Genomic DNA, 19323 nt, shown 5'->3' with positions numbered 1-19323 from the left:
TATGTAATTAGGGAAACTCAAAACTTGGAAGCGGTATTAACTGGGTACTAACGAAATCTGCAACAATCATGAAAAAAATATTATGCGTTTTATTGATTTTATTTTCCTTAATCACTAACGCTCAAAGTGGGTATCAACATGTTAATTATAGAACAACACCAGAAGATAGTTGGGAGGGTATTGACGCGGTGTTTAACATTAAAATAATTTCAGAGCTAACACAAGGTGGAATTACTTATACTTTTATAGTCGATAATATTAAAATCAATAGTATAAAAATTAGAAAGCGGGAAATTCCGGTTTCAGAAATTCCATACCAAGTTTTAGCAAAATTAAAATCCAGCATCCGAGTTAGTGGAATTTATAGTGACTTTTACCGTACTAGTACTTTTGTGAAAAAGATAAATATACCGACAACATTAAGTTGGGCAGAACTGGCAGCGGTATCAAATGAAGAAGGATACAAGCAATCCGTAAAAGATAAAGTGATTAATTTATATAACGTTGGTGCATTCTATACTCAAAATCCGACCATAACTAGTCTTAATTATTTTATCGATGATGAGTATAGAAAAACCATAGAGCAAGAAATCACTTCGACAGGAAAAACAAAGTCATCAAATCCTATAAACACATCTTCAAACACGGCAAGTACAGCACTTCTATTGACTACATCAGCAGGAGAATCTTCTGGGGCTACTTCAGAACTTGATCCACCATCGGAATATGTACCAGCCAGTAGTTATTATAATAGCCCAACTGAAACAGAAATTTATGTGCAGGCAGCAGCCACGGTACTGGGCGGTATATTAGATGAGGTCAATGCTAATTATGACAAGAAGATGGAAAGATGGGCGGCAGAATCAAAAGCAAACACTGAGGCCTTACGTAAAGGAACTAAAATAAAAAATGAAAAAGAATTTAGAGAAAAATATTTACCATTAATGGATATCGCAGTAAAGGGAGATGAAAAGGCTAAAATGACTTTATACTTCGCCAGTAAAAAGCTCGATTGTGAAGTATTGGTTCCAGATGGGGACTCTTGGTATGAAGCTGCCTTAAAACACAATAACTGCGACGCAATTTTAGCTCGTGCTACAAAATCATTTACCTATAGAATGGAAGACGTTCCCAAATTAGAACAGCTTGCATCATTGGGATGTATAGATGCTATGATGCATTTAGGGGATTTTTACGACCGCAAAAACGCCAAAATTTTCGGGTCGGTTTTTACTGGTGGAGAAAATGAACAAAAAGCTATCGAATGGTACACCAAGGCAGCAGAACACGGCAGCCCAAATGCGATGTATTGTTTGGGAATGATTTATAAATACGGTATCACTCAGAGCCCGAAAACAGAAAATATATACAAGCGAATGCGTATTAAATATTCTATTAAAAATGATGAAAATTTAGCTTTTCAATGGTTTACTAAAAGCTTAATACCCGATTATAATTCTTCAGATTTCGAAAAATTCGGCCGTCACTATTACAGTTGTTCAAAATTTGATACGGGTACCTATCTGGAATTGGCCAAGATCTACAATGCTGGTGAAGTGGTGGCAAAAGACAAAGCAAAAGCAAAAGAATTTAAGGAGAAGTTATCAAAGTAAAAATCAAAAAGAGCTAAAAGCTGGGCTTATCATGGCAAACCAAGTAGGCTTATTGTCCAAAAATAAATATTCACGCTTACTTAAATACTAGAAACTATGAAAGCAAAATTTATATTAACGGTTCTATTTCTTTTTTGCATGCTTAAGAGCAATGCCCAGACACCATCAATAAATGAAAGAAAAAGTACGATTGGCAGGAATGCCGACATAGAAACAATAGATAAAAAGTTAGTCAAAGCGCGTATTAAGGACTTGAAGCTTGAAAGAAGAACACTTAAAAAGGAGATAAAAACGGCTGCTCCTCTTGTAAAGGAAGTGAATAATAAAAAGATTGAATCGCTGAATAAGGAAATTAAACACTTAAGAAAAGACAAGCGATTTGAAGGTTATAACAATTATTATTCTAATCAAATTATAAAGAAAAATGACAGCATCACCACTTACTTTACGCTTATTCGAAACCATGATTTTACCAAAATAAAATTAGACTCGATCAACAAACTGATTGCTATAAAACAAGAGAAATTGTTGCTGTTGACTGTAGAAAGAGACGAAACTTTAGCTTCATTAGATAAATTTTCGTGGGTTTTACCAACTTGGAAGAAAGCGAATAGAAAAAAGTTTTTTCACGATATGTATAGCAATGATACAAACAGTCCTATTTTGTTAAATTCACTTGCTTTAAACACTAATAGTGATGCGACTTCCATTCAAAATGAAATCATTACGGATAATATGTGGGCAGTTAGATTAACTTTAGGGAGCGTCTTATCTATTGCATCTGGTCAAAATGATTCTAGCTTAACGCCAGAACAAGCGCAGCAACAAATTAAAAAAGAAACAGAAAAAGAAGCCTTAAGTAGGTTGATAAACGGTGGAGGAAATTTTTATTTGGAAGGCATATTTCCGCTTTTTACAACTAATCAGGATAATGGCGATCAAATTACCTCCTATACCTATGCCAATCTAAGAGGAGCTATGGATATCTCAAAAATCAGCCGTAATATTGATACATCAACAGGAAATGGAACTGTAGGAGTAAATTCTTATTTTGGAATCTCTTCAGATAATAGAAAGTTTAATTTTTTCTTTCAAGGAAATGTAAATTTCACCTTTGGAAGTACTCATTTTTATAATAATCTAGGACTTAATAATGAAAAAGCCTTTTTAAATGGGAAAATTATTGCGGGTATTACCATATTAAACCAATTTAGGTTTTTAGCGACTATAAATACTTTTGGAAGTGATGAAAAGCTAAGAAGTAATAACGTAGCGATTGGAATTCAAATACTCCCAGGCTTGTGATCCGACGTTAGGATTTAGGAGGGCGCGTTTGAGTTCATTGAGTTTCTGTCCGAATTCTCTGATGTAGCTTGTTTTAAGTGATTTATTAAAAGAAAAACATGCTTCTGTTCCACTCGCGTTACTAGAGGTGATAAAGCCATTTAGTAGCAGTAGCTTAACCTTTTTTTTAGTTTTCCCTATCATACTAATTCGTAAATCCTATCAGCGGTGTCCTAATATACAGACTTCAGGGGGTTGAGGAGAAGACAACAAGGGTAAAGGAAATACACTAGGGGAGGGAAGAATTAAATTAGGGACAATTGAGATTATAGTCCCAACGCTATTATCGTGACTTTTTTGTAATTGTTTTCCAGTAGATTCAAAGCTTACTCTGTCGGTTTAAAGGTTAAATTTCACTGCAACCATTGCTTGTTGTGGTCGTATATTGAAAGTGCTTTGGTAGAAATAGAAATCAGAAAACGATGAGTTTATATAATAGGCTTCATTTAATATATTGGAAATACGGACTTCCAAATCAATTTTTCTTTTGGTAATGCTGTATCGATACAGACAATCGAGATAAAAATTGTGGTTATTGGTGGATACAAAATCATTGTAGTAATGTTCTGTACTAAAACCTATATAGTGATTGGTGGTGGGATATAGGTGAAGCTTTAGAGCTTGAGACACTACCAGTGTATTTTGTTTTTGTATGATTTTGTTGGAATTAAAATGGGTTTCCACAGCGTAATCTACAGTAATGATATCGGAAAATCGGGTGTTGATTTTTAAATTGGGTTTCCAATTCTTATGTTTAGAAACCAGAACCACTTCATTGACTAATTGATCTGTTCGCAGTAATTTAAAATCGATGCCTAAGGACACGGTAGAATTTATATGTTTGAAATATTTAGATATTTTGGTATTTACACTGTGGTTGGTGGAGCTGTTATTTAATTCACTAGTGGTTAAAAAGTTGGTGCCGTTTTCTAGTATAAGATTGTGAAATAACAAGGGACTTTCAGTAAGCGTGAAAGTATAGGATGAACTAAAAAAAATGGATTTAAATGGGTTTCTATAATTTATTCGAGATATAATCGAATAATTGTCAGTTCGATAAATTGGAAAATCCATTTTTTGAAAACTTCGATAATTTTTCATTACAGTCCCGGGCAACAACGAGGCCGCAGTTTGAAATTCATTGTTGTAGCCGACGCTAGTATTCCATTGCCAATCTAAATTCCAGTCGTATTGAATTTGAAATTGTGGGTTTATTACTATTCCAGCAGCTTGAAGTGTTTTTTTATTAACTCGATCATTTACGGCTTCTTTTTGGTAATTGATCGGGAGTTTTACTCTTGTTTCCCATTTTTTAGACTTATGTGTGATGTCTGTCTGAAGGTAATATCTATGCGAATTAGAGAACTGTTTGTTTTGATTTTCCCAATCCCAGCTAAGCGATTCCGATTCATATAATTGGCTGTTTGTATAACGAGTTATTAAACTTAAACCGGCTCTGGTTTCTATAGTAAAGTTTTTAATTTTTTTAAGGTATTCGGTGTAATTATTCGTCTGTAACGTATTTCGAGTAATTTCTTGATTGGTTCGTATTTCATCTGTGCCATTTAATGGATGCATTAGTTGTTGGGAGGTCATGTAAAGGCTTTGTGGGGTATGTGTGAAATTGCTAAAAGAGTAGAAAGCCAAAAGCGATTGCCCAATTGGAATAATCCATTTAAATTGATTGCTTAGAGAAAAATTAGGGTTGCTTAAATTTTGATTGTTTTGTATGGCATTCATTTGTACTATACCATTTTGATTGTCCCAATGTAAATCAGTTTTAAAACTGTTCTTTAAAAAATTGTCTGCGGTATTTTTATGGTAAGTTAGATTTGTTTCTAAACTATTAGTGAAAATTTTATTATTCATAGCCTCCTCAATCAGCATATCACCCTGCGGTAAAAAATAGGTAGTCGTACTGCTTGCTAACTGTTTTTGGTAGTCATTTAAATAGGAAAGGTTAAATCGTATTTCAGATTGATTTTTGAGTTTTTTCAGTATGTTTCCAGTAAATAAATGGGTATTATTATCTAAATACCTTTTTTCGGAAATAGGAGGAATTGCTGGAGATACGAGTTGTACTAAATTATCGGGTTTTTCGGTATTGCTATTTATTTGTTCTTTTAAATCTTGAAGCGTTAGGGTTTTAAGTTGTCTTGCTAAATTATGACCCGTATTGTTAGCTTGATACGAAAAAAGGGATTGAAGGTTTTTTCTAAACAACATGGGAGTAATATTAGCTCCCCATAATAAGGGTTTTCCTCCCAGTTCAGCAATAGCAACTCCAGTAAGCGTAGTTTCTTTTTTCAGTCGGATATTAATTGATGCGCTATTACTATAAACTATATTGTCTAGAATTTTTATAGGTTGGTGGTTTTCTAAAATTTCAACACTCGTGACTACCTTGTGAGATAGGTTGTCATTGGCAAGATTATATTTGCCTTCGAGTAAATCCATTTCTTCGATATAGTACTTTTCTATAGGAGTTCCTTGATATAGTATTCTGCCATCTGTAAGTACTTCTATTCCGGGTAATTTAGCGATGACATCTCCAATGCTTCTGTCTTTTTGTTCTGAAAAGGATTCTACATTATAAATAAGGGTATTTTGGTCTCTTATAATCGGACGTTTATTTACTATAAGAAGTTCATCGAGTAGGGTAGATTCGTAAACTAAGCTTATTCGTATTTGTTGTGTTTTGTTATCTATTGGTTGAGAATATAAGGTATAGCCGAGTTTTCGAGCATTTATAAATAGATTACTGTAAGCAATATTGTCTAGTTGAATGGAGAAATCACCATGACTATCCGTGATTGCAAATCCTAGAATTTCCTTATGATGGTTTGTAATGGTGACATTTGTTCCGCTAAGGGGGGCTTTCTGGTCTTGTAAAACGACGGTCCCTTTAATATTTATTTGTGCAAGATTTATATTGGTACTTAATAGAAACAAAAAGCACAGATATAATGCTTTCGTTTTACTCATGACTTAATTCAATTGGATTGTTTCTGGTTTTGTTTCTTTCACGTCCCCTTCGATTGGTTATTTCATAAGCTTCGGGAGGCAATTGAATATTGGGATTCGCAAGCATTAAGGCGGGATTCTCTTTAATCTTATCTTGAAATTCGCGTAGTTCTTTATTGGATATTTTTTTATACTTTTTGTGGGAAGCTAAGTGATAATCGTAAGGTATAGGTAGTTTTTCTATAGAAACGGTTTCAAAGTGATAGTGTTTTTTAGTGTCATAGAGTTCTAATATCATCCCAGGAAGACCTTTAAATTTATAAGGTCCATCTGAAAAGGGAATCGACTCTGTGAAATAGGCGACATAATTGCGCCCTCTAAATGCGACGGTTGCTTCGATACAGCTATGTCCCAGTATGTCTTTGGAGGTGCTGTTTATTTTCCAGTTTAATGTTAGGGGTTCATCGGCTAGAATAAACTGGTGAGCTAGATAGTCATAGTAGGTCGTAGCTTCTTGCTTTTCTATTTTTTTTCCTATCCTATAGTTGAAACGTGTTTTGGGTATTTGTTGTCTAAGTCCAAGAAGACTCATGGGATTTTTTGAATTATTAATAGAATCTTTTAGATGCGTAGTTTCACTTCGAAAAACAGATTCTTTAGCTGAGAAATCAAGAAAAAAATATTCAGATTCGATTCTGTTGGAATCCGTTGAATCCGGTTGGTATTTTAGTTGGTATATCAATCTTTTATCGAGATTATTTGCGATTTGAGCTGTAGTGCTTAGAGTACATAGAAAAAAAACGAGTATAAAACCGTATTTTAGCTTGTTTGAATATAGTGTCATAATTTTTTTATTGTTAGATTAATAAATAGTAGCGTACGCAGCTGCGTACGCTAAATGGATAAAACTTCTTTTAACAGAAACCATCCCAGTCAAATAGGAAATCGGCTACTTGATCTAAAGTATATCCTTGATAACATACTTCCCAACTTCCACCACATGAATCATAAAAATCAAAACAGTGATATTTACTTGTTTTAAGACTTATGGATTCGTTTAATTTGGATACATCGCACTGATTATTAGTCGATGTATTGGCTTGAGCCAAAAAACCTATTAAGGCAAAAGCAACTGCAAACAAATTTTTTTTCATCTGTAAATAATTTAAAGGTTACTAATTACTCTTTTCAAAAATAAATATATTTTAGTTTTTACCAAATTAATTAAACAATAAATAATGTTAATTTGTTTTTTATAATTTATTATTTATGTATTATCGTTGCTTTTATTTGTGTGTTATGAGTATTTTGTTTAGACATAATGCGATTTATGGTTTATTTAATTTAGCTTGATTTGGAGGAAAAAAGGAAGTTTAAGGGTATACTGCTGTCGAATTTGTATGTAATTCTCAAAGAGGAGGAGAATAAAATAGGAAATACTCCTTTTGTGTAAGAGTAGGCCAAGGAAACGGGCTAATATTCATAAGTAAAATCACCTCAAACCGAGGGGGGGGGAAGTGCGGTCGCGGCTGATTTAGCCAATTAACGATATGGGCTATACAGCATTGATAAAACGAGATATATGACGATCATAGCACGAATAGTGAAGTAATGCGAGAACTGCTTTATCGTTACTCCTTCGGATATCCATTCCAATAGTGAATTATTTTTAAAAGGGAGCGTATTATACCCGTGACAAAAAACAACACAAATGAAATCATTCAAATTACTAGTTGTTTTTGTCGCTTTTGGTATTGTTTCTTGTGAATATGAATCCAGACAATTAGTGAATTATTATAAAAATGAAAATCATTCCGAAGGACTAAAGAGATGGTGGCGAAAAATTAACGGGGAAGACAATGATTATCCTGTTTACTATCATTTTTCAGATTAGATCACAACAACTCATACTTATAGCATTTATAATAACAGCTGTGGGCATGCAATAGTGATGTATTGGTATGATGATGAATCAAAGATTTAGTACCGAGCAGTTTTAAATCAAAGAATGTAGAATCTAGTTTTGATTTTGTACTAAACCCAACAAGGGAGACCTTTGTTATGCCCCCGCTAGCGTACGAATACAATACATATTCGATTGTGCTACCGCGCCAGTCTGCTTACGAGGCCTCTAGCAAATACAAGAATTTTTAATCAGGGTAGGCGTTTTTATCTTATGAAAGCTGCCTTTACGATTTTTTTTATGGCGACTAAAACAATCAGAATAAATAAAATAATTTATAATCATCCGTTGGCACCCACATTTTATTGGTGGGTATAAAGTGTCTTTTCGATTTTTAGAAAAGGTATATCTAGTGAGAAAGTGAGATGTTCGCTGCGTAGTTTAAAGTAAGTAGCTGTTTTGATGCCCTATACTAAGCTTTTAAAATATTTTAAGAGTTAAATAGTACATTTTTTTTATTAGTAATTTAAGCTAATCCAGCTTTTTTTTGTCTACTTTCTTTAATATTTCCTTCCGCTCTAATGAAAAATAATTAAAGATTTTATATCCAAATAGAAACTAAGAAGGCAATTTTTTATAGATTTATTCCACAATAGATAAAATAAATAAGCCCCGATAAATCAGGGCTTATTTTTCTTGTTTTCACTAGTTAGAGTCCTACATTTTCTCCTTGACTTAGAGCGCCTGGAATTTGACTCAATATTTCGTTATCCATTGTTATAATAACATAATCCATTCCTTTGTCCGAAAATTCCTTTAATACTTTAAAATAATCACCTATAACGTAATCTAATTTCTTTGAATAAACTAATACCGTGGTCATACTTTCATCGCCAAAGCTAAATTCTGTATTATCTTCAAGCTTTTTAAAGCGAATTTTAGAGTAATCATGTCCTTTTCTTAGATGTTTTTTCACATTCTCAACATCCAAATTATTCAAAGCTAGTCCACAAACTTTCTTATTCCATTTTCTTCTTCCGTCTAAAATTTCAGCACTTGTAGAAAGCTTACCCTCTACAAATGACAATACCGATTCATGAAAAACAGAGGCTAATTTAAAGATTGAGGTTTCATTTGAAATGTACACAATTTTATTACGATCTACTTCCCAAATAGTAACTAAATGATCAACATATTCTTTAGGGGTGTCTTTTATTTGCATTCCCTGTCCAAATAAAAAAACGGGAAATAGGCATATAATAATCTTCAAAATTTTATTCATAAAAAAAGTTAATAGTTATCTGTTACATAAGGATAATTCCCTTTACTATCGTATTGCAGAGGGTACTCTCCTGGTTTTAATATTACATTTTTTTCAACTTCCATATCTTCATAGTTAGTAAATTCAAAAACATCGGATTTACTAAGTACCTTAAAGAAGTTAATTTTTTGGGACATAGAAAATAACTTTTATGTTTTTATTGTCTATTTTATAAATTATAGCAATGTCCTCATTTGCTGATATTTTAAGTTTTATGGGAAATATAAACACTTTTTTGAGTATTGTTATTTAACTCTTCTTTATTTTTCATCACTACACTAAAAGAAAATAAACGATAAAAACACAAGTCCTGTTAAAAAATATATTGTTTTTTACAATATAAAATTTTAATTATTTAAGATTACTTCTTGCAATATAATAAAATATATAATACCAAATTAAAAACAAATATATATAGATAAACTTTATTCTGGATTGTTTTATTACAAATAGATCCATAAAAAATACGAAAATCTTAATACTTATAAATACAAAATAATTGAACTTCTTACTTTGATTGTTTTCCTCTGGCTTACGAATAACACAACGCTCAACTAGGCTACGCTACCGCGCAAGTCCACTCGAGCAGTCTATATTAAATACAAGAATTTTTAATCATGGTAGGTGTTTTTGTATTATGAGAGATGCCTTTATGATTTTTTTTATGGTGACTAAAACAATCAGAATAAATAAAATAATTTATAATCATCCGTTGGCACCCGCATTTATTGGTGGGTATAAGGTGTATTTTCTATATTTAGAAAAGGTATATCTAGTGAGAAAGTGAAGTGTTCGCTGCGTTGTTTAAAGTAAGTAGCTGTTTTAGCTGTAGTATTGAAAATCGGTAGCTATTGGAAAGGCTTGGCTCCGTTGAACTTGATTCCGGTAACGGTGAAATTAGTATAGTCAAACGAACCAGTTATTAGCTTAGCATGGCATTGAGAATATAAAGTATTATAAAAAATAACACTTATGATTACCAAAAAGGATTTCATACTTAAGGTTTTATGAATCAATATATAATGATTTTACAAGGGCACTTCTTTGAAATAATTACTTCAAAGCTATCAAATCACTACACTTAGCGCTTTTTAAACGGCGAGTGGCTTTTTATAAAATTTAGTTACTAAGTAAATTAGACTTCCGATTATAGGGAATGCTAATATCAGCAATAGATACAATACATAATTAAAACCTTGGATTTCTTTATTTCGTAAAAGATGAAAAATACTAAATGATAATAGAAATAAATATAAGGAGCTTATCATTAGTAAATCCCTAGGACCTACAACTCCAAGAAAAGCGATATTCATTATAGTTAAGATTATTCTAGCAAGTAACGATTAATTGTGTTAAAAAACAAACAAGAGTTTATTTAATTTTCGTGGAAGAGATGATTTAAAATATTCATTTAAAAAGAAGATGATTCATTTTACCTAGTCATGCTATAATAAAAGAAGTTTTTGAAGAATATAGGATAAGTTCAGTGGCACGGCCACAGCGAATTTGTATAAGACTTGAAAGAGGGGGGAAGATGGGATTACCTCCGCTTCGCTACGGTGTTCCCTTGTGAGGGAAGCGGTTCAGTGGCACGGCCACAGCGAATTTATATTGCATTTATGAGAGAAGGGTGTTTAGACAGGATTACCTCCGCTTCGCTGCGGTGTTCCCTTGTGAGGGGAGGCAGTTTATAAAAACGACACCGTTACTGCGTAACGTTGCTTTTCGTTTTCCACTTTTTGTGCTTACGAGCGAGCTCGACGCCAAAAAGATGTAAAACGAAAAAACCCGACCAAGGTCGGGTTTCATTTTTATGGCGGAGAAAGAGGGATTAATTCTTGAACCCTGAAGGGGAAGTGAGTTCAAAGAAAAACCACGGTCTTTGCCTTTGGTTTTTTTGTTTTCAGTACGCTTTTGAAAGTAAAACTTTCAACGCTTCCTTAAAACAAAAAAAACCGATAGTAAAACTATCGGTTTTTCTTTGCGGAGAAAGAGGGATTCGAACCCCCGGACCTGTTACAGTCAACAGTTTTCAAGACTGCCGCAATCGACCACTCTGCCATTTCTCCAGTGCAATTCATTACTGTATTGCGAGTGCAAATATAGAGCTTTTTATGGGCTTTGCAAATCTTAGATAGAAGTTTTTTGATGTTTTTTGGATGTTATTTACTAAGTTTTTAAGAATCAGTAGTCTAAAAAAATTTTTTTTTTAATGGGATTTGGAAAGGGTTTTTATTTTAAGGCCAGTATTAGAAGAGTTTTTCTGTTGTTGTAAGGAATGAACACCTTATGGTGTGATTTTTAATATCGATTGAGTAGACGAATTTGGGTTCAATTTGATATTGCCAACTTAAAAAAAATACAAAACAGAAGAAATATCATGATACCAATGAAATAGAACGTGTAAATTTATATTCTCTTTCTAGTGGTGCATGGTATTAACTGTAAACATAGATGTGAATATATGAAAAATTATAAAGAAAAGGTTATTTGGGTGATAGGGGCCTCTTCGGGTTTTGGAGAGGCAATGGCTTATCAATTCGCTAAACAGGGGGCAAATGTGATCTTATCGGCTCGAAGGGCTCAAGAGTTAAGCATGGTACAGTCTAAAATAAAAGACTCTCGTGTTTTGCTTTTGGATTTGTTAGAATCCTATAGTTTTGACGAAAAAGTAAAGGAGGCAATCAGCTTTTTTGGATGTATAGATATGGTTGTTCATTGTGGGGGTGTGGGGCAGAACGGCACCGCTCTCCAAACGTCGGAAGAGGTGGCGAGAACCGTTTTTGATACGAATTATTTTGGTGTAGTCGAATTGACAAGGCATTTGTTACCTCATTTTATAGAACGCCGTCAGGGGCATATTGTCGTGGTGTCGGGTGTATTGGCTAAGGTCGCTTTGCCGGGGCGCTCGTCGTATTGCGGCGCAAAAGCTGCGTTACACGGTTATTTCAATAGTTTAAGGGCTGAATTGGTCCGAATTCCAATAGATGTGACCATTTTGATTCCGAGTTTTCTACAGACGGCACTGACGAAAAAATCTTTAAATGAATACGGGCAAGCCTCAGGTAAAGAATCCGATGCAGCGGGTTGTAGGGTAGATAAAGCTGCGCTGCAGGCTGTTAAGGCAGTAGCCAAGCGGAAATATGAGCCTTATATAGGTAATTGGGATAAGGGAAAGCTGATGTTGCTGTTGAATCGGTGGTGTCCGAATTTGGTGTTTCGTTTGGTAAACAGGAATCAGTAAACGATAAAAAAAACCCGCACAAAGCGGGTTTCTATATTAAGTAAGATAAATCAGATTTGACAAACGTTTATTTTATTTTCGTGATGATAGCTGAAAAAGCTTCAGGGTGGTTCATAGCTAAATCGGCAAGAACTTTACGGTTCAATTCGATGTTGTTAGCTTTTACTTTCCCCATGAATTGTGAATAGCTTAAACCGTGAAGTCTAGCTCCAGCGTTTATACGCATAATCCACAATGCACGAAAGTTTCTCTTTTTTTGTTTTCTATCACGGTAAGCATAAACCATGGCTTTTTCAACCGCGTTTTTAGCTACTGTCCAAACGTTTTTACGTCTACCAAAGTATCCTTTGGCTTGCTTCAATATTCTTTTTCTTCGTGCTCTAGAAGCAACTGAATTTACTGATCTTGGCATATTTTAAAATGTATTTTTGTAGTGTGCGGTTCTTTCAAACACTTCTAAAGTTTTCTTTGCACCACTCCAGGGTTATTAAATGATGTTAACCGTAAACAACGATTAGATTAATCTCAATTGTTGTTTAATGCTTTTCATATCCGATTTGTGAACCAAACCAGAATGTGTTAAAGCTAATTTACGCTTTTTAGATTTTTTAGTCAAAATGTGACTTTTAAAAGCATGTTTTCTCTTAATCTTTCCAGAACCAGTCACTTGAAAGCGTTTCTTGGCACTAGATTTAGTTTTCATTTTAGGCATTTTGTTCCTAGGTATTTGTGTTTATCTTACTTAATTATTTTGAAAATCCCTTAGCGGAATTTTATTTTTTCTTTTTAGGAGCGATGAACATGGTCATTCTTTTTCCTTCCAGAACCGGCATGGATTCAACCTTACCAAATTCCTCCAAATCTTGTGCTAATCTCAGCAATAGAATTTGTCCTTGATCTTTATAGATGATTGAACGTCCTTTAAAGAATACAAATGCTTTTAGTTTAGATCCCTCTTTAAGGAATTTAACCGCATTTTTCTTCTTAAATTCATAATCATGTTCATCTGTCTGTGGTCCAAAACGAATTTCTTTTACCGTAATCTGTGTAGATTTGGCTTTAAGCATTTTGTCCCGTTTCTTTTGCTCATAAAGAAATTTTTTGTAATCTATAATCTTACAAACGGGAGGCGCTGCATTGGGTGAAATTTCAACCAAGTCCAATTCTTGTTGTTCAGCCATCTGTAATGCTTGAGACGTTTTGTAAACACCTAATTCAACATTATCTCCGACAAGTCGAACTTCAGGGACTCTAATTGCATTGTTAATACGATGCAAGTCTTTCTTTTCTACTCGGGGTTTCATCCCTCTATTATTTCTTATTGCTATGGCCTTATAATTTTAGTGCTTGTTTTTCAAGCTGGTTATACTTTATTTAAAACGGTTGAACAGAACGGTTTACTTCATCTTTTACAAGTTGAATAAATTCTTCTATTTTCATCGTCTGATTTGACTTTCCATCGTCTCCATGTCTACGCACGGAAACCGTTCCATTTCGCTCTTCTTCTTCTCCAACAATCAACATAAACGGGTACTTTTGAACTTCTGCCTCTCTGATCTTTCTACCAATCGTTTCGTTTCGGTGATCATTCAGGGCGCGAATTTCGTCATTTTCTAGCAAATCTAAAACTTTTTTCGCATATATTTCATATTTCTCACTCAAAGACAGTATGATAGCCTGATTTGGCATCAACCAAAGTGGGAAATTTCCTGCGGTATGCTCTAAAAGAATTGCGATAAAACGCTCCATCGATCCAAAAGGCGCTCTGTGAATCATCACCGGACGGTGCAACTCATTATCAGAACCTTTATAAGTCAGGTCAAAACGCTCTGGTAAATTGTAATCCACCTGAATGGTTCCCAATTGCCAGTTTCTTCCCAAGGCATCTTTGACCATAAAGTCTAATTTTGGACCATAAAACGCAGCTTCGCCCGTTTCAATCACATAATTTAAACCTTTGTCTTTTGCTGCATTGATAATCGCTTGTTCCGCTTTTTCCCAGTTTTCCAAAGAACCTATGTATTTATCTGGGGTGTTTAAATCCCGAACAGATACTTGAGCTGTAAAGTTTTCGAAGCCCAAAGAGCTGAAAACATATAAAACCAAGTCAATTACTTTTTTAAACTCCTCGTCCAATTGATCTGGTGTACAAAAGATATGTGCATCATCTTGGGTAAAACCTCGTACACGTGTTAAACCGTGTAGTTCTCCAGATTGTTCGTATCTATAAACGGTACCAAATTCAGCATATCTCTTTGGTAGGTCTTTATACGACCAAGGTTTGGTATTGTAAATCTCACAGTGGTGAGGACAGTTCATCGGTTTTAATAAAAACTCTTCTCCTTCTACAGGAGTATGTATCGGTTGGAAACTGTCTGCACCGTATTTGGCGTAATGGCCAGAGGTAACATACAATTCCTTTTGTCCGATATGTGGTGTTACTACTTGTTCGTAACCCGCTTTTTTCTGAGCCTTTCTTAAAAATTGTTCCAAACGATCGCGCAAAGCAGCTCCTTTAGGTAACCACAACGGTAAACCTTGACCTACTTTTTGAGAGAAAGCAAACAACTCCAATTCTTTGCCCAGTTTTCGGTGATCTCTTTTCTTAGCTTCTTCTAAAAGGGCTAGGTATTCCGTAAGGTCTTTTTGCTTAGGGAATGAAATACCGTAAACACGAGTTAACTGTTTGTTTTTTTCATCACCTCTCCAGTATGCTCCAGCAATGGAAAGTACTTTAAAAGCTTTGATGATTCCCGTGTTTGGAATATGACCTCCACGACATAAGTCGGTAAAAGTAGCATGGTCACAAAAGGTAATGGTACCGTCTGCTAAATTTTCTATCAATTCAACCTTATAGGGGTTTTCTTCTTTTTTATAAAAATCTAAAGCCTCTGCTTTAGTAGCAGAACGCATAGAGAATTCGTGTTTTCCTCGAGCGATTTCGAGTACTTTGTCTTCTATTTTTTTGAAATCGGCATCGGTTACTTTATTGTCTCCAAAATCTACATCATAGTAAAATCCGTTTTCAATGGCAGGTCCGATGGTCAATTTAATACCTGGATACAATTCTTGTAAGGCTTGTGCCATCACGTGAGAAGTAGAGTGCCAAAAGGCTTTTTTACCCTCAACATCATTCCAGCTAAATAAAACTAAACTACCATCGGTGGTCAGTGGTGTGGTCGTTTCGATGGTGGTACCATTGAAGTTTGCAGAAATGATATTTCTGGCTAAACCTTCGCTTATACTTAATGCAACATCAAAAGGAGTGCTTCCTGAAGAAAACTCCTTCACTGAACCGTCTGGTAATGTAATTTTTATCATAACTAACTTTAAAATAATATAAGGTGCAAATATACTGTTTTTACTCTATCTGTACAACTATATACAGCATCAAGATGGATGATTTGCAATCAAAATTACGTATTTTATCAGTTTGATAGAATTAAGTATTTGTTTTTCTAAACAGAAACTTAAAAAAATGGAAAATTTTGCCGCCAGTCTGTTTTTAAATTGTTATTTTACGCTCTAATTTTTTAAAAGCTTTGGATAATTTTTCTGTTGTAATTTATCAGGATTCCCGTGTTGAGGAATGGAATAGTTTTATTCAAAAGGCCGCAAATGCTACTTTTTTATTCGATAGAAATTTTATGGAGTATCATTGCGATCGGTTTGATGATTACTCGTTGATGATTTATAAAGAAAGCGAATTGTTGGCTGTTTTTCCAGCACATCGAATCGATGATCAAGTGTTTTCACATTCGGGACTTACTTATGGCGGATTGTGTTTGGGGAGGCATTCGGATGTTTTAAAACACCAAAGATGTTTGGAGGCTGCATTGCAGTTTTTTAGAAGCCAAGGTATAACCAAACTATCGGTAAAGGTTTTGCCAGAAATATACAGCGTAGAATTGGTGAATCAATTTAAGTATATCGCATTTCAATTGGGCGGTGTATTAAAGGGAAGTGAGATGAACATGAGTATTGATTACCGCAACTACAGTATTTCTAAAAGCAAGCTTAAGCACTTGCGCAAATACAGGGATTACGAAATTAAAATTGTGGAATCGGACGGTTTAGAGCCTTTTTGGCAATCTGTATTGGTGCCTTTGTTGGCTGAGCGATATCAGACCAAGCCGGTTCATTCTTTGGTAGAAATTTTAAAACTTCAAGCACGGTTTCCAGAAAAAATAAAGCAGTTTTCGGTTTATAGTGACGAAGAGTTAGTAGGAGGTATTACTGTTTTTGAATTTGACGAAGGAGTGAAATCACAGTATGGCGCTGCTACCACTTTGGGAAAGGAACAACGTGCTTTGGATCATTTGTTTGTTTATTTAATTAAGAAATATGAAGATGCCGGTATGAGATTTTTTGATATGGGTGTGGTAACTGATTCAACAGAATTGGGCTATAATCGGGGATTGTTACAGCAGAAGAAAGAGTTGGGGTGTACTACTTATTTACAAGATATAATTGAATTTGAGTTATGATGATACCGTTTTTGAACTTGCAAAAGATTAATCAGCCTTATGAAGTTGCTTTTTTAGAAAAAACAAAGCAGCTTTTTGACAAGGGATGGTTTGTATTGGGTGATGAAGTCATGAATTTTGAACACGATTTTGCGCGCTATTGTCGCGTTCCTTTTTGTGTGGGTGTTGGTAATGGTCTCGATGCATTAATGTTGATTTTCAGAGCTTATATCTTGCTTGGAAAATTGCATAAAGGCGATGAAGTGATTGTGCCAGCCAATACATATATAGCCAGTATATTGGCGGTGATGCACAACGATTTAGTGCCTATATTGGTAGAACCGGATTTAGACAGTTATAATTTGTCGTTGTCTTCTATAGAAGATAAAATCACAGATAAAACCAAAGCGATTTTGATGGTGCACCTTTATGGGCAAGTGTCAGAAGCTTCAGCTCTTGCTCGATTTGCAAAAGAGAATAACATATTATTGATTGAAGATGCTGCACAAGCACATGGTGCAGTTGATGAACAGCTGCATGCTGGGGCCATTGGAGATGCGGCTGGATTTAGTTTTTATCCCGGTAAAAACTTGGGAGCACTTGGCGATGCGGGAGCGGTGACTACCCATGACCCGCAATTGGCTGAAAAGATTCGAATTCTTCGGAATTACGGTTCTGAAATAAAATACCAGAATAAGGTTTTGGGGTTTAACTCGCGCTTAGATGAGATTCAGGCCGCTTTTTTAAATATTAAACTGCCTTATTTAAACGAAGACAATCACTTACGACAAATAATAGCACATCGATTTTTAACGGAAATCACGAATTTTAAAGTCATCTTGCCCAAAGTTGAAAATAGAGCGGCGCATGTGTTTCATTTGTTTGTGATTCGCGTATCTGATCGGAATGCTTTTCAGGCTTTTTTGTTGAAAAACGATATACAAACCCTGATTCATTATCCGATACCACCACATCATCAAAAAGCTTTGGCGGGATTTAGAAAAATGGAATTACCTATAACCGAGCTGATTCATCAAGAAGTGGTGAGTTTGCCGATGAGTCCGGTTTTGACCATGGAAGAAGTAACGCGAATTATTGAAGTAGTAAACAGCTATTGATTTTTGGAATTTATAAAAAAAATAATAGGGAATAGGCTTTTTCAAGTAAGCTTTTTAAATAACATAAGTATGCTGATACGCATGCTTACAGGTGTGGTTACGGCTAAATTAATCGCGATTTATATAGGTCCTGCAGGTATGGCTTTGATGGGGAATTTTAGAAATTTCTTGACTTCCTTGGAGTCTGTTTCTACCCTGGGTTTTCAAAACGGCATAGTCAAATATATAGCAGAATACCGAAACGATGAAAAAAAACAGTCGCAATTTGTGGCGGTATTGGTAGTGGTAATTGCGGTATTTGCGCTATTAATTAGTGTTCTTGCCTTGGTTTTTAGAACTGCCTTAAACAATTATATATTTGACGATAATTTTTCCTTTGCCTATTTGTTTACCGTTTTGGCCTTTATTTTTCCACTTCAAGCTTTTAATGTCGTTTTTATTTCGATTATCAATGGATTAGAGCGTTTTAAGCAATTGATGTTTATTCATATTTGCGGTAATCTCTTGGCTTTTACCGTGGGGGCTTTGTTGATGTATTATTGGACCTTAAATGGCGCTTTGCTGTCCTTGGTTGTTGGACCGGCTTTGGTGGGCTTATTATCTTTTTTTTCAATCCGAAAAGATTTGTTTGCCATGTTGAATTTGGGGCGAAAGTCCCTGGATTTTAAACTGCTAAGTCCCTTGTTTTCTTATTCGGTTATGGCTTTGTTTTCGGGTACTGTAGCGCCAGTGGTGTTTTTTTATATTCGAAATTATATTATGGATTTGCAAGGCATTACGGCTGCGGGCTATTGGGAAGCAGTTAACCGCATTTCGGGTTTTTATATGATGTTTATAACCACCTTAATCACCGTTTATTTTTTACCGAAGTTGTCTGCCACTAAAACCCGCTTAGAAATAAGGAGCGAAATCAAACCTTATATAAAATGGATATTGCCCATTTTTGGAGTTGGTTTATTGGTGGTTTATCAATGGCGGATTGTATTTATTCGCTTATTGTTGTCGGAATCTTTTGTGCCTATTTCAGAGATTTTATCTTGGCAGTTGTTAGGTGATTTTTTAAAAGCAGCTGCTTTGATATTGGGTATCTTGTTTTATGCCAAAAGAATAGTGGTTGCTTACCTGGTTACAGAAGGATTGTCGTTTCTAATCCTGTTTGTTTCTAGTATGTTTTTGATAAAGCAATTTGGAGTAGCGGGGGCAACCATGGCTCATGCATTCACTTACTTGCTTTATTTAGTTATATTGTTGTTTTATTTTAGAAAAAAAATATAGTTTACTCAAATCTGAATGTGTGTAAAATAATATCAAATTATTTATATAGTGCTTTGTATGAGAAATAACTAAAAA

Annotated in this window: 15 protein-coding genes and 1 tRNA gene; 7 read left to right on the top strand and 9 right to left on the bottom strand. The window is 34.6% G+C overall.

Features of this window, described 5'->3' with window-relative positions; translation table 11 throughout:
* The first annotated feature begins 68 nt into the window (after positions 1-68).
* Complete coding sequence (locus tag KO524_RS02565; RefSeq protein ID WP_219289392.1) at positions 69-1613, top strand: tetratricopeptide repeat protein; 1545 nt, start codon at positions 69-71, stop codon at positions 1611-1613.
* Between the two features lie 96 nt (positions 1614-1709).
* Complete coding sequence (locus tag KO524_RS02560; protein ID WP_219289389.1) at positions 1710-2918, top strand: hypothetical protein; 1209 nt, start codon at positions 1710-1712, stop codon at positions 2916-2918.
* Between the two features lie 378 nt (positions 2919-3296).
* Here KO524_RS02560 and KO524_RS02555 read toward each other — a convergent pair whose 3' ends face one another.
* The 3 genes from KO524_RS02555 to KO524_RS02545 all read right to left on the bottom strand — a co-directional run bounded on the left by KO524_RS02555 (position 3297) and on the right by KO524_RS02545 (position 7075).
* Positions 3297-5942 (bottom strand): carboxypeptidase-like regulatory domain-containing protein, encoded by a 2646-nt coding sequence (locus KO524_RS02555; RefSeq protein WP_219289386.1) that lies wholly within the window; start codon positions 5940-5942, stop codon positions 3297-3299.
* Positions 5935-6765, bottom strand: coding sequence for a GLPGLI family protein (locus KO524_RS02550; RefSeq protein ID WP_219289383.1), 831 nt, complete (start codon positions 6763-6765; stop codon positions 5935-5937). Before KO524_RS02550 ends, KO524_RS02555 begins: the two co-directional genes overlap by 8 nt.
* A gap of 70 nt (positions 6766-6835) precedes the next feature.
* Positions 6836-7075, bottom strand: coding sequence for a hypothetical protein (locus tag KO524_RS02545; RefSeq protein ID WP_219289380.1), 240 nt, complete (start codon positions 7073-7075; stop codon positions 6836-6838).
* 557 nt (positions 7076-7632) lie between these two features.
* Between KO524_RS02545 and KO524_RS02540 the strand changes: the two genes are divergently transcribed.
* Positions 7633-7815, top strand: a complete 183-nt coding sequence (locus tag KO524_RS02540; protein WP_219289377.1) for a hypothetical protein — start codon at positions 7633-7635, stop codon at positions 7813-7815.
* Positions 7816-8533: 718 nt separating this feature from the next.
* Here the strand turns inward: KO524_RS02540 and KO524_RS02535 are convergent.
* Together KO524_RS02535 and KO524_RS02530 are read right to left on the bottom strand one after the other, a co-directional pair.
* Complete coding sequence (locus KO524_RS02535) at positions 8534-9106, bottom strand: hypothetical protein (protein ID WP_219289359.1); 573 nt, start codon at positions 9104-9106, stop codon at positions 8534-8536.
* 2023 nt (positions 9107-11129) lie between these two features.
* Positions 11130-11214, bottom strand: a tRNA-Ser gene (locus KO524_RS02530).
* 395 nt (positions 11215-11609) lie between these two features.
* On the opposite strand from KO524_RS02530, the gene KO524_RS02525 reads away from it, so the two are divergent.
* Positions 11610-12389: an SDR family NAD(P)-dependent oxidoreductase gene (locus KO524_RS02525; RefSeq protein WP_219289356.1), complete on the top strand. Its 780-nt coding sequence runs from the start codon at positions 11610-11612 to the stop codon at positions 12387-12389.
* A gap of 67 nt (positions 12390-12456) precedes the next feature.
* On the opposite strand, the gene rplT is transcribed toward KO524_RS02525, so the two are convergent.
* The 4 genes from rplT to thrS form a co-directional block, all read right to left on the bottom strand.
* On the bottom strand, positions 12457-12801 hold the full coding sequence (gene rplT / locus KO524_RS02520) for a 50S ribosomal protein L20 (protein ID WP_219289353.1): 345 nt from the start codon (positions 12799-12801) through the stop codon (positions 12457-12459).
* A 102-nt stretch (positions 12802-12903) separates the two neighbouring features.
* Positions 12904-13101, bottom strand: a complete 198-nt coding sequence (gene rpmI / locus KO524_RS02515; protein WP_219289350.1) for a 50S ribosomal protein L35 — start codon at positions 13099-13101, stop codon at positions 12904-12906.
* 61 nt (positions 13102-13162) lie between these two features.
* Complete coding sequence (gene infC, locus KO524_RS02510) at positions 13163-13693, bottom strand: translation initiation factor IF-3 (RefSeq protein WP_219289348.1); 531 nt, start codon at positions 13691-13693, stop codon at positions 13163-13165.
* Positions 13694-13763: 70 nt separating this feature from the next.
* The gene (gene thrS, locus KO524_RS02505) at positions 13764-15710 is read right to left on the bottom strand and encodes a threonine--tRNA ligase (RefSeq protein WP_219289344.1); all 1947 of its coding nucleotides are present in this window, start codon (positions 15708-15710) and stop codon (positions 13764-13766) included.
* 221 nt (positions 15711-15931) lie between these two features.
* Here thrS and KO524_RS02500 point away from each other — a divergent pair, with 221 nt between their 5' ends.
* The 3 genes from KO524_RS02500 to KO524_RS02490 all read left to right on the top strand — a co-directional run bounded on the left by KO524_RS02500 (position 15932) and on the right by KO524_RS02490 (position 19248).
* Positions 15932-16876, top strand: a complete 945-nt coding sequence (locus KO524_RS02500; RefSeq protein WP_219289342.1) for a FemAB family protein — start codon at positions 15932-15934, stop codon at positions 16874-16876.
* The gene (locus KO524_RS02495) at positions 16876-17973 is read left to right on the top strand and encodes a DegT/DnrJ/EryC1/StrS aminotransferase family protein (RefSeq protein WP_219289641.1); all 1098 of its coding nucleotides are present in this window, start codon (positions 16876-16878) and stop codon (positions 17971-17973) included. The genes KO524_RS02500 and KO524_RS02495 overlap by 1 nt, the downstream gene beginning before the upstream one ends.
* A gap of 69 nt (positions 17974-18042) precedes the next feature.
* A complete protein-coding gene (locus KO524_RS02490) occupies positions 18043-19248 on the top strand; it encodes an O-antigen translocase (RefSeq protein WP_219289339.1) in 1206 nt (401 codons plus the stop codon).
* Positions 19249-19323: the final 75 nt, after the last annotated feature.

Origin of the sequence: Flavobacterium sp. NKUCC04_CG (assembly GCF_019345525.1) — a bacterium.
Taxonomy (GTDB): domain Bacteria; phylum Bacteroidota; class Bacteroidia; order Flavobacteriales; family Flavobacteriaceae; genus Flavobacterium.
Note: the sequence above shows the minus strand (reverse complement) of the source record. Positions and strands in the feature narration are given on the sequence as shown.

Bases quoted from the DNA above. Each gene is read 5' to 3' on its own strand.
- KO524_RS02495 (WP_219289641.1), top strand. From the start codon at position 16,876: ATGATACCGTTTTTGAACTTGCAAAAGATTAATCAGCCTTATGAAGTT.
- thrS (WP_219289344.1), bottom strand. From the start codon at position 15,710: ATGATAAAAATTACATTACCAGACGGTTCAGTGAAGGAGTTTTCTTCA.
- rplT (WP_219289353.1), bottom strand. From the start codon at position 12,801: ATGCCAAGATCAGTAAATTCAGTTGCTTCTAGAGCACGAAGAAAAAGA.
- infC (WP_219289348.1), bottom strand. From the start codon at position 13,693: ATGAAACCCCGAGTAGAAAAGAAAGACTTGCATCGTATTAACAATGCA.
- KO524_RS02565 (WP_219289392.1), top strand. From the start codon at position 69: ATGAAAAAAATATTATGCGTTTTATTGATTTTATTTTCCTTAATCACT.
- KO524_RS02490 (WP_219289339.1), top strand. From the start codon at position 18,043: ATGCTGATACGCATGCTTACAGGTGTGGTTACGGCTAAATTAATCGCG.
- KO524_RS02555 (WP_219289386.1), bottom strand. From the start codon at position 5,942: ATGAGTAAAACGAAAGCATTATATCTGTGCTTTTTGTTTCTATTAAGT.
- KO524_RS02560 (WP_219289389.1), top strand. From the start codon at position 1,710: ATGAAAGCAAAATTTATATTAACGGTTCTATTTCTTTTTTGCATGCTT.
- KO524_RS02550 (WP_219289383.1), bottom strand. From the start codon at position 6,765: ATGACACTATATTCAAACAAGCTAAAATACGGTTTTATACTCGTTTTT.
- KO524_RS02525 (WP_219289356.1), top strand. From the start codon at position 11,610: ATGAAAAATTATAAAGAAAAGGTTATTTGGGTGATAGGGGCCTCTTCG.
- KO524_RS02535 (WP_219289359.1), bottom strand. From the start codon at position 9,106: ATGAATAAAATTTTGAAGATTATTATATGCCTATTTCCCGTTTTTTTA.
- KO524_RS02540 (WP_219289377.1), top strand. From the start codon at position 7,633: ATGAAATCATTCAAATTACTAGTTGTTTTTGTCGCTTTTGGTATTGTT.
- rpmI (WP_219289350.1), bottom strand. From the start codon at position 13,101: ATGCCTAAAATGAAAACTAAATCTAGTGCCAAGAAACGCTTTCAAGTG.
- KO524_RS02545 (WP_219289380.1), bottom strand. From the start codon at position 7,075: ATGAAAAAAAATTTGTTTGCAGTTGCTTTTGCCTTAATAGGTTTTTTG.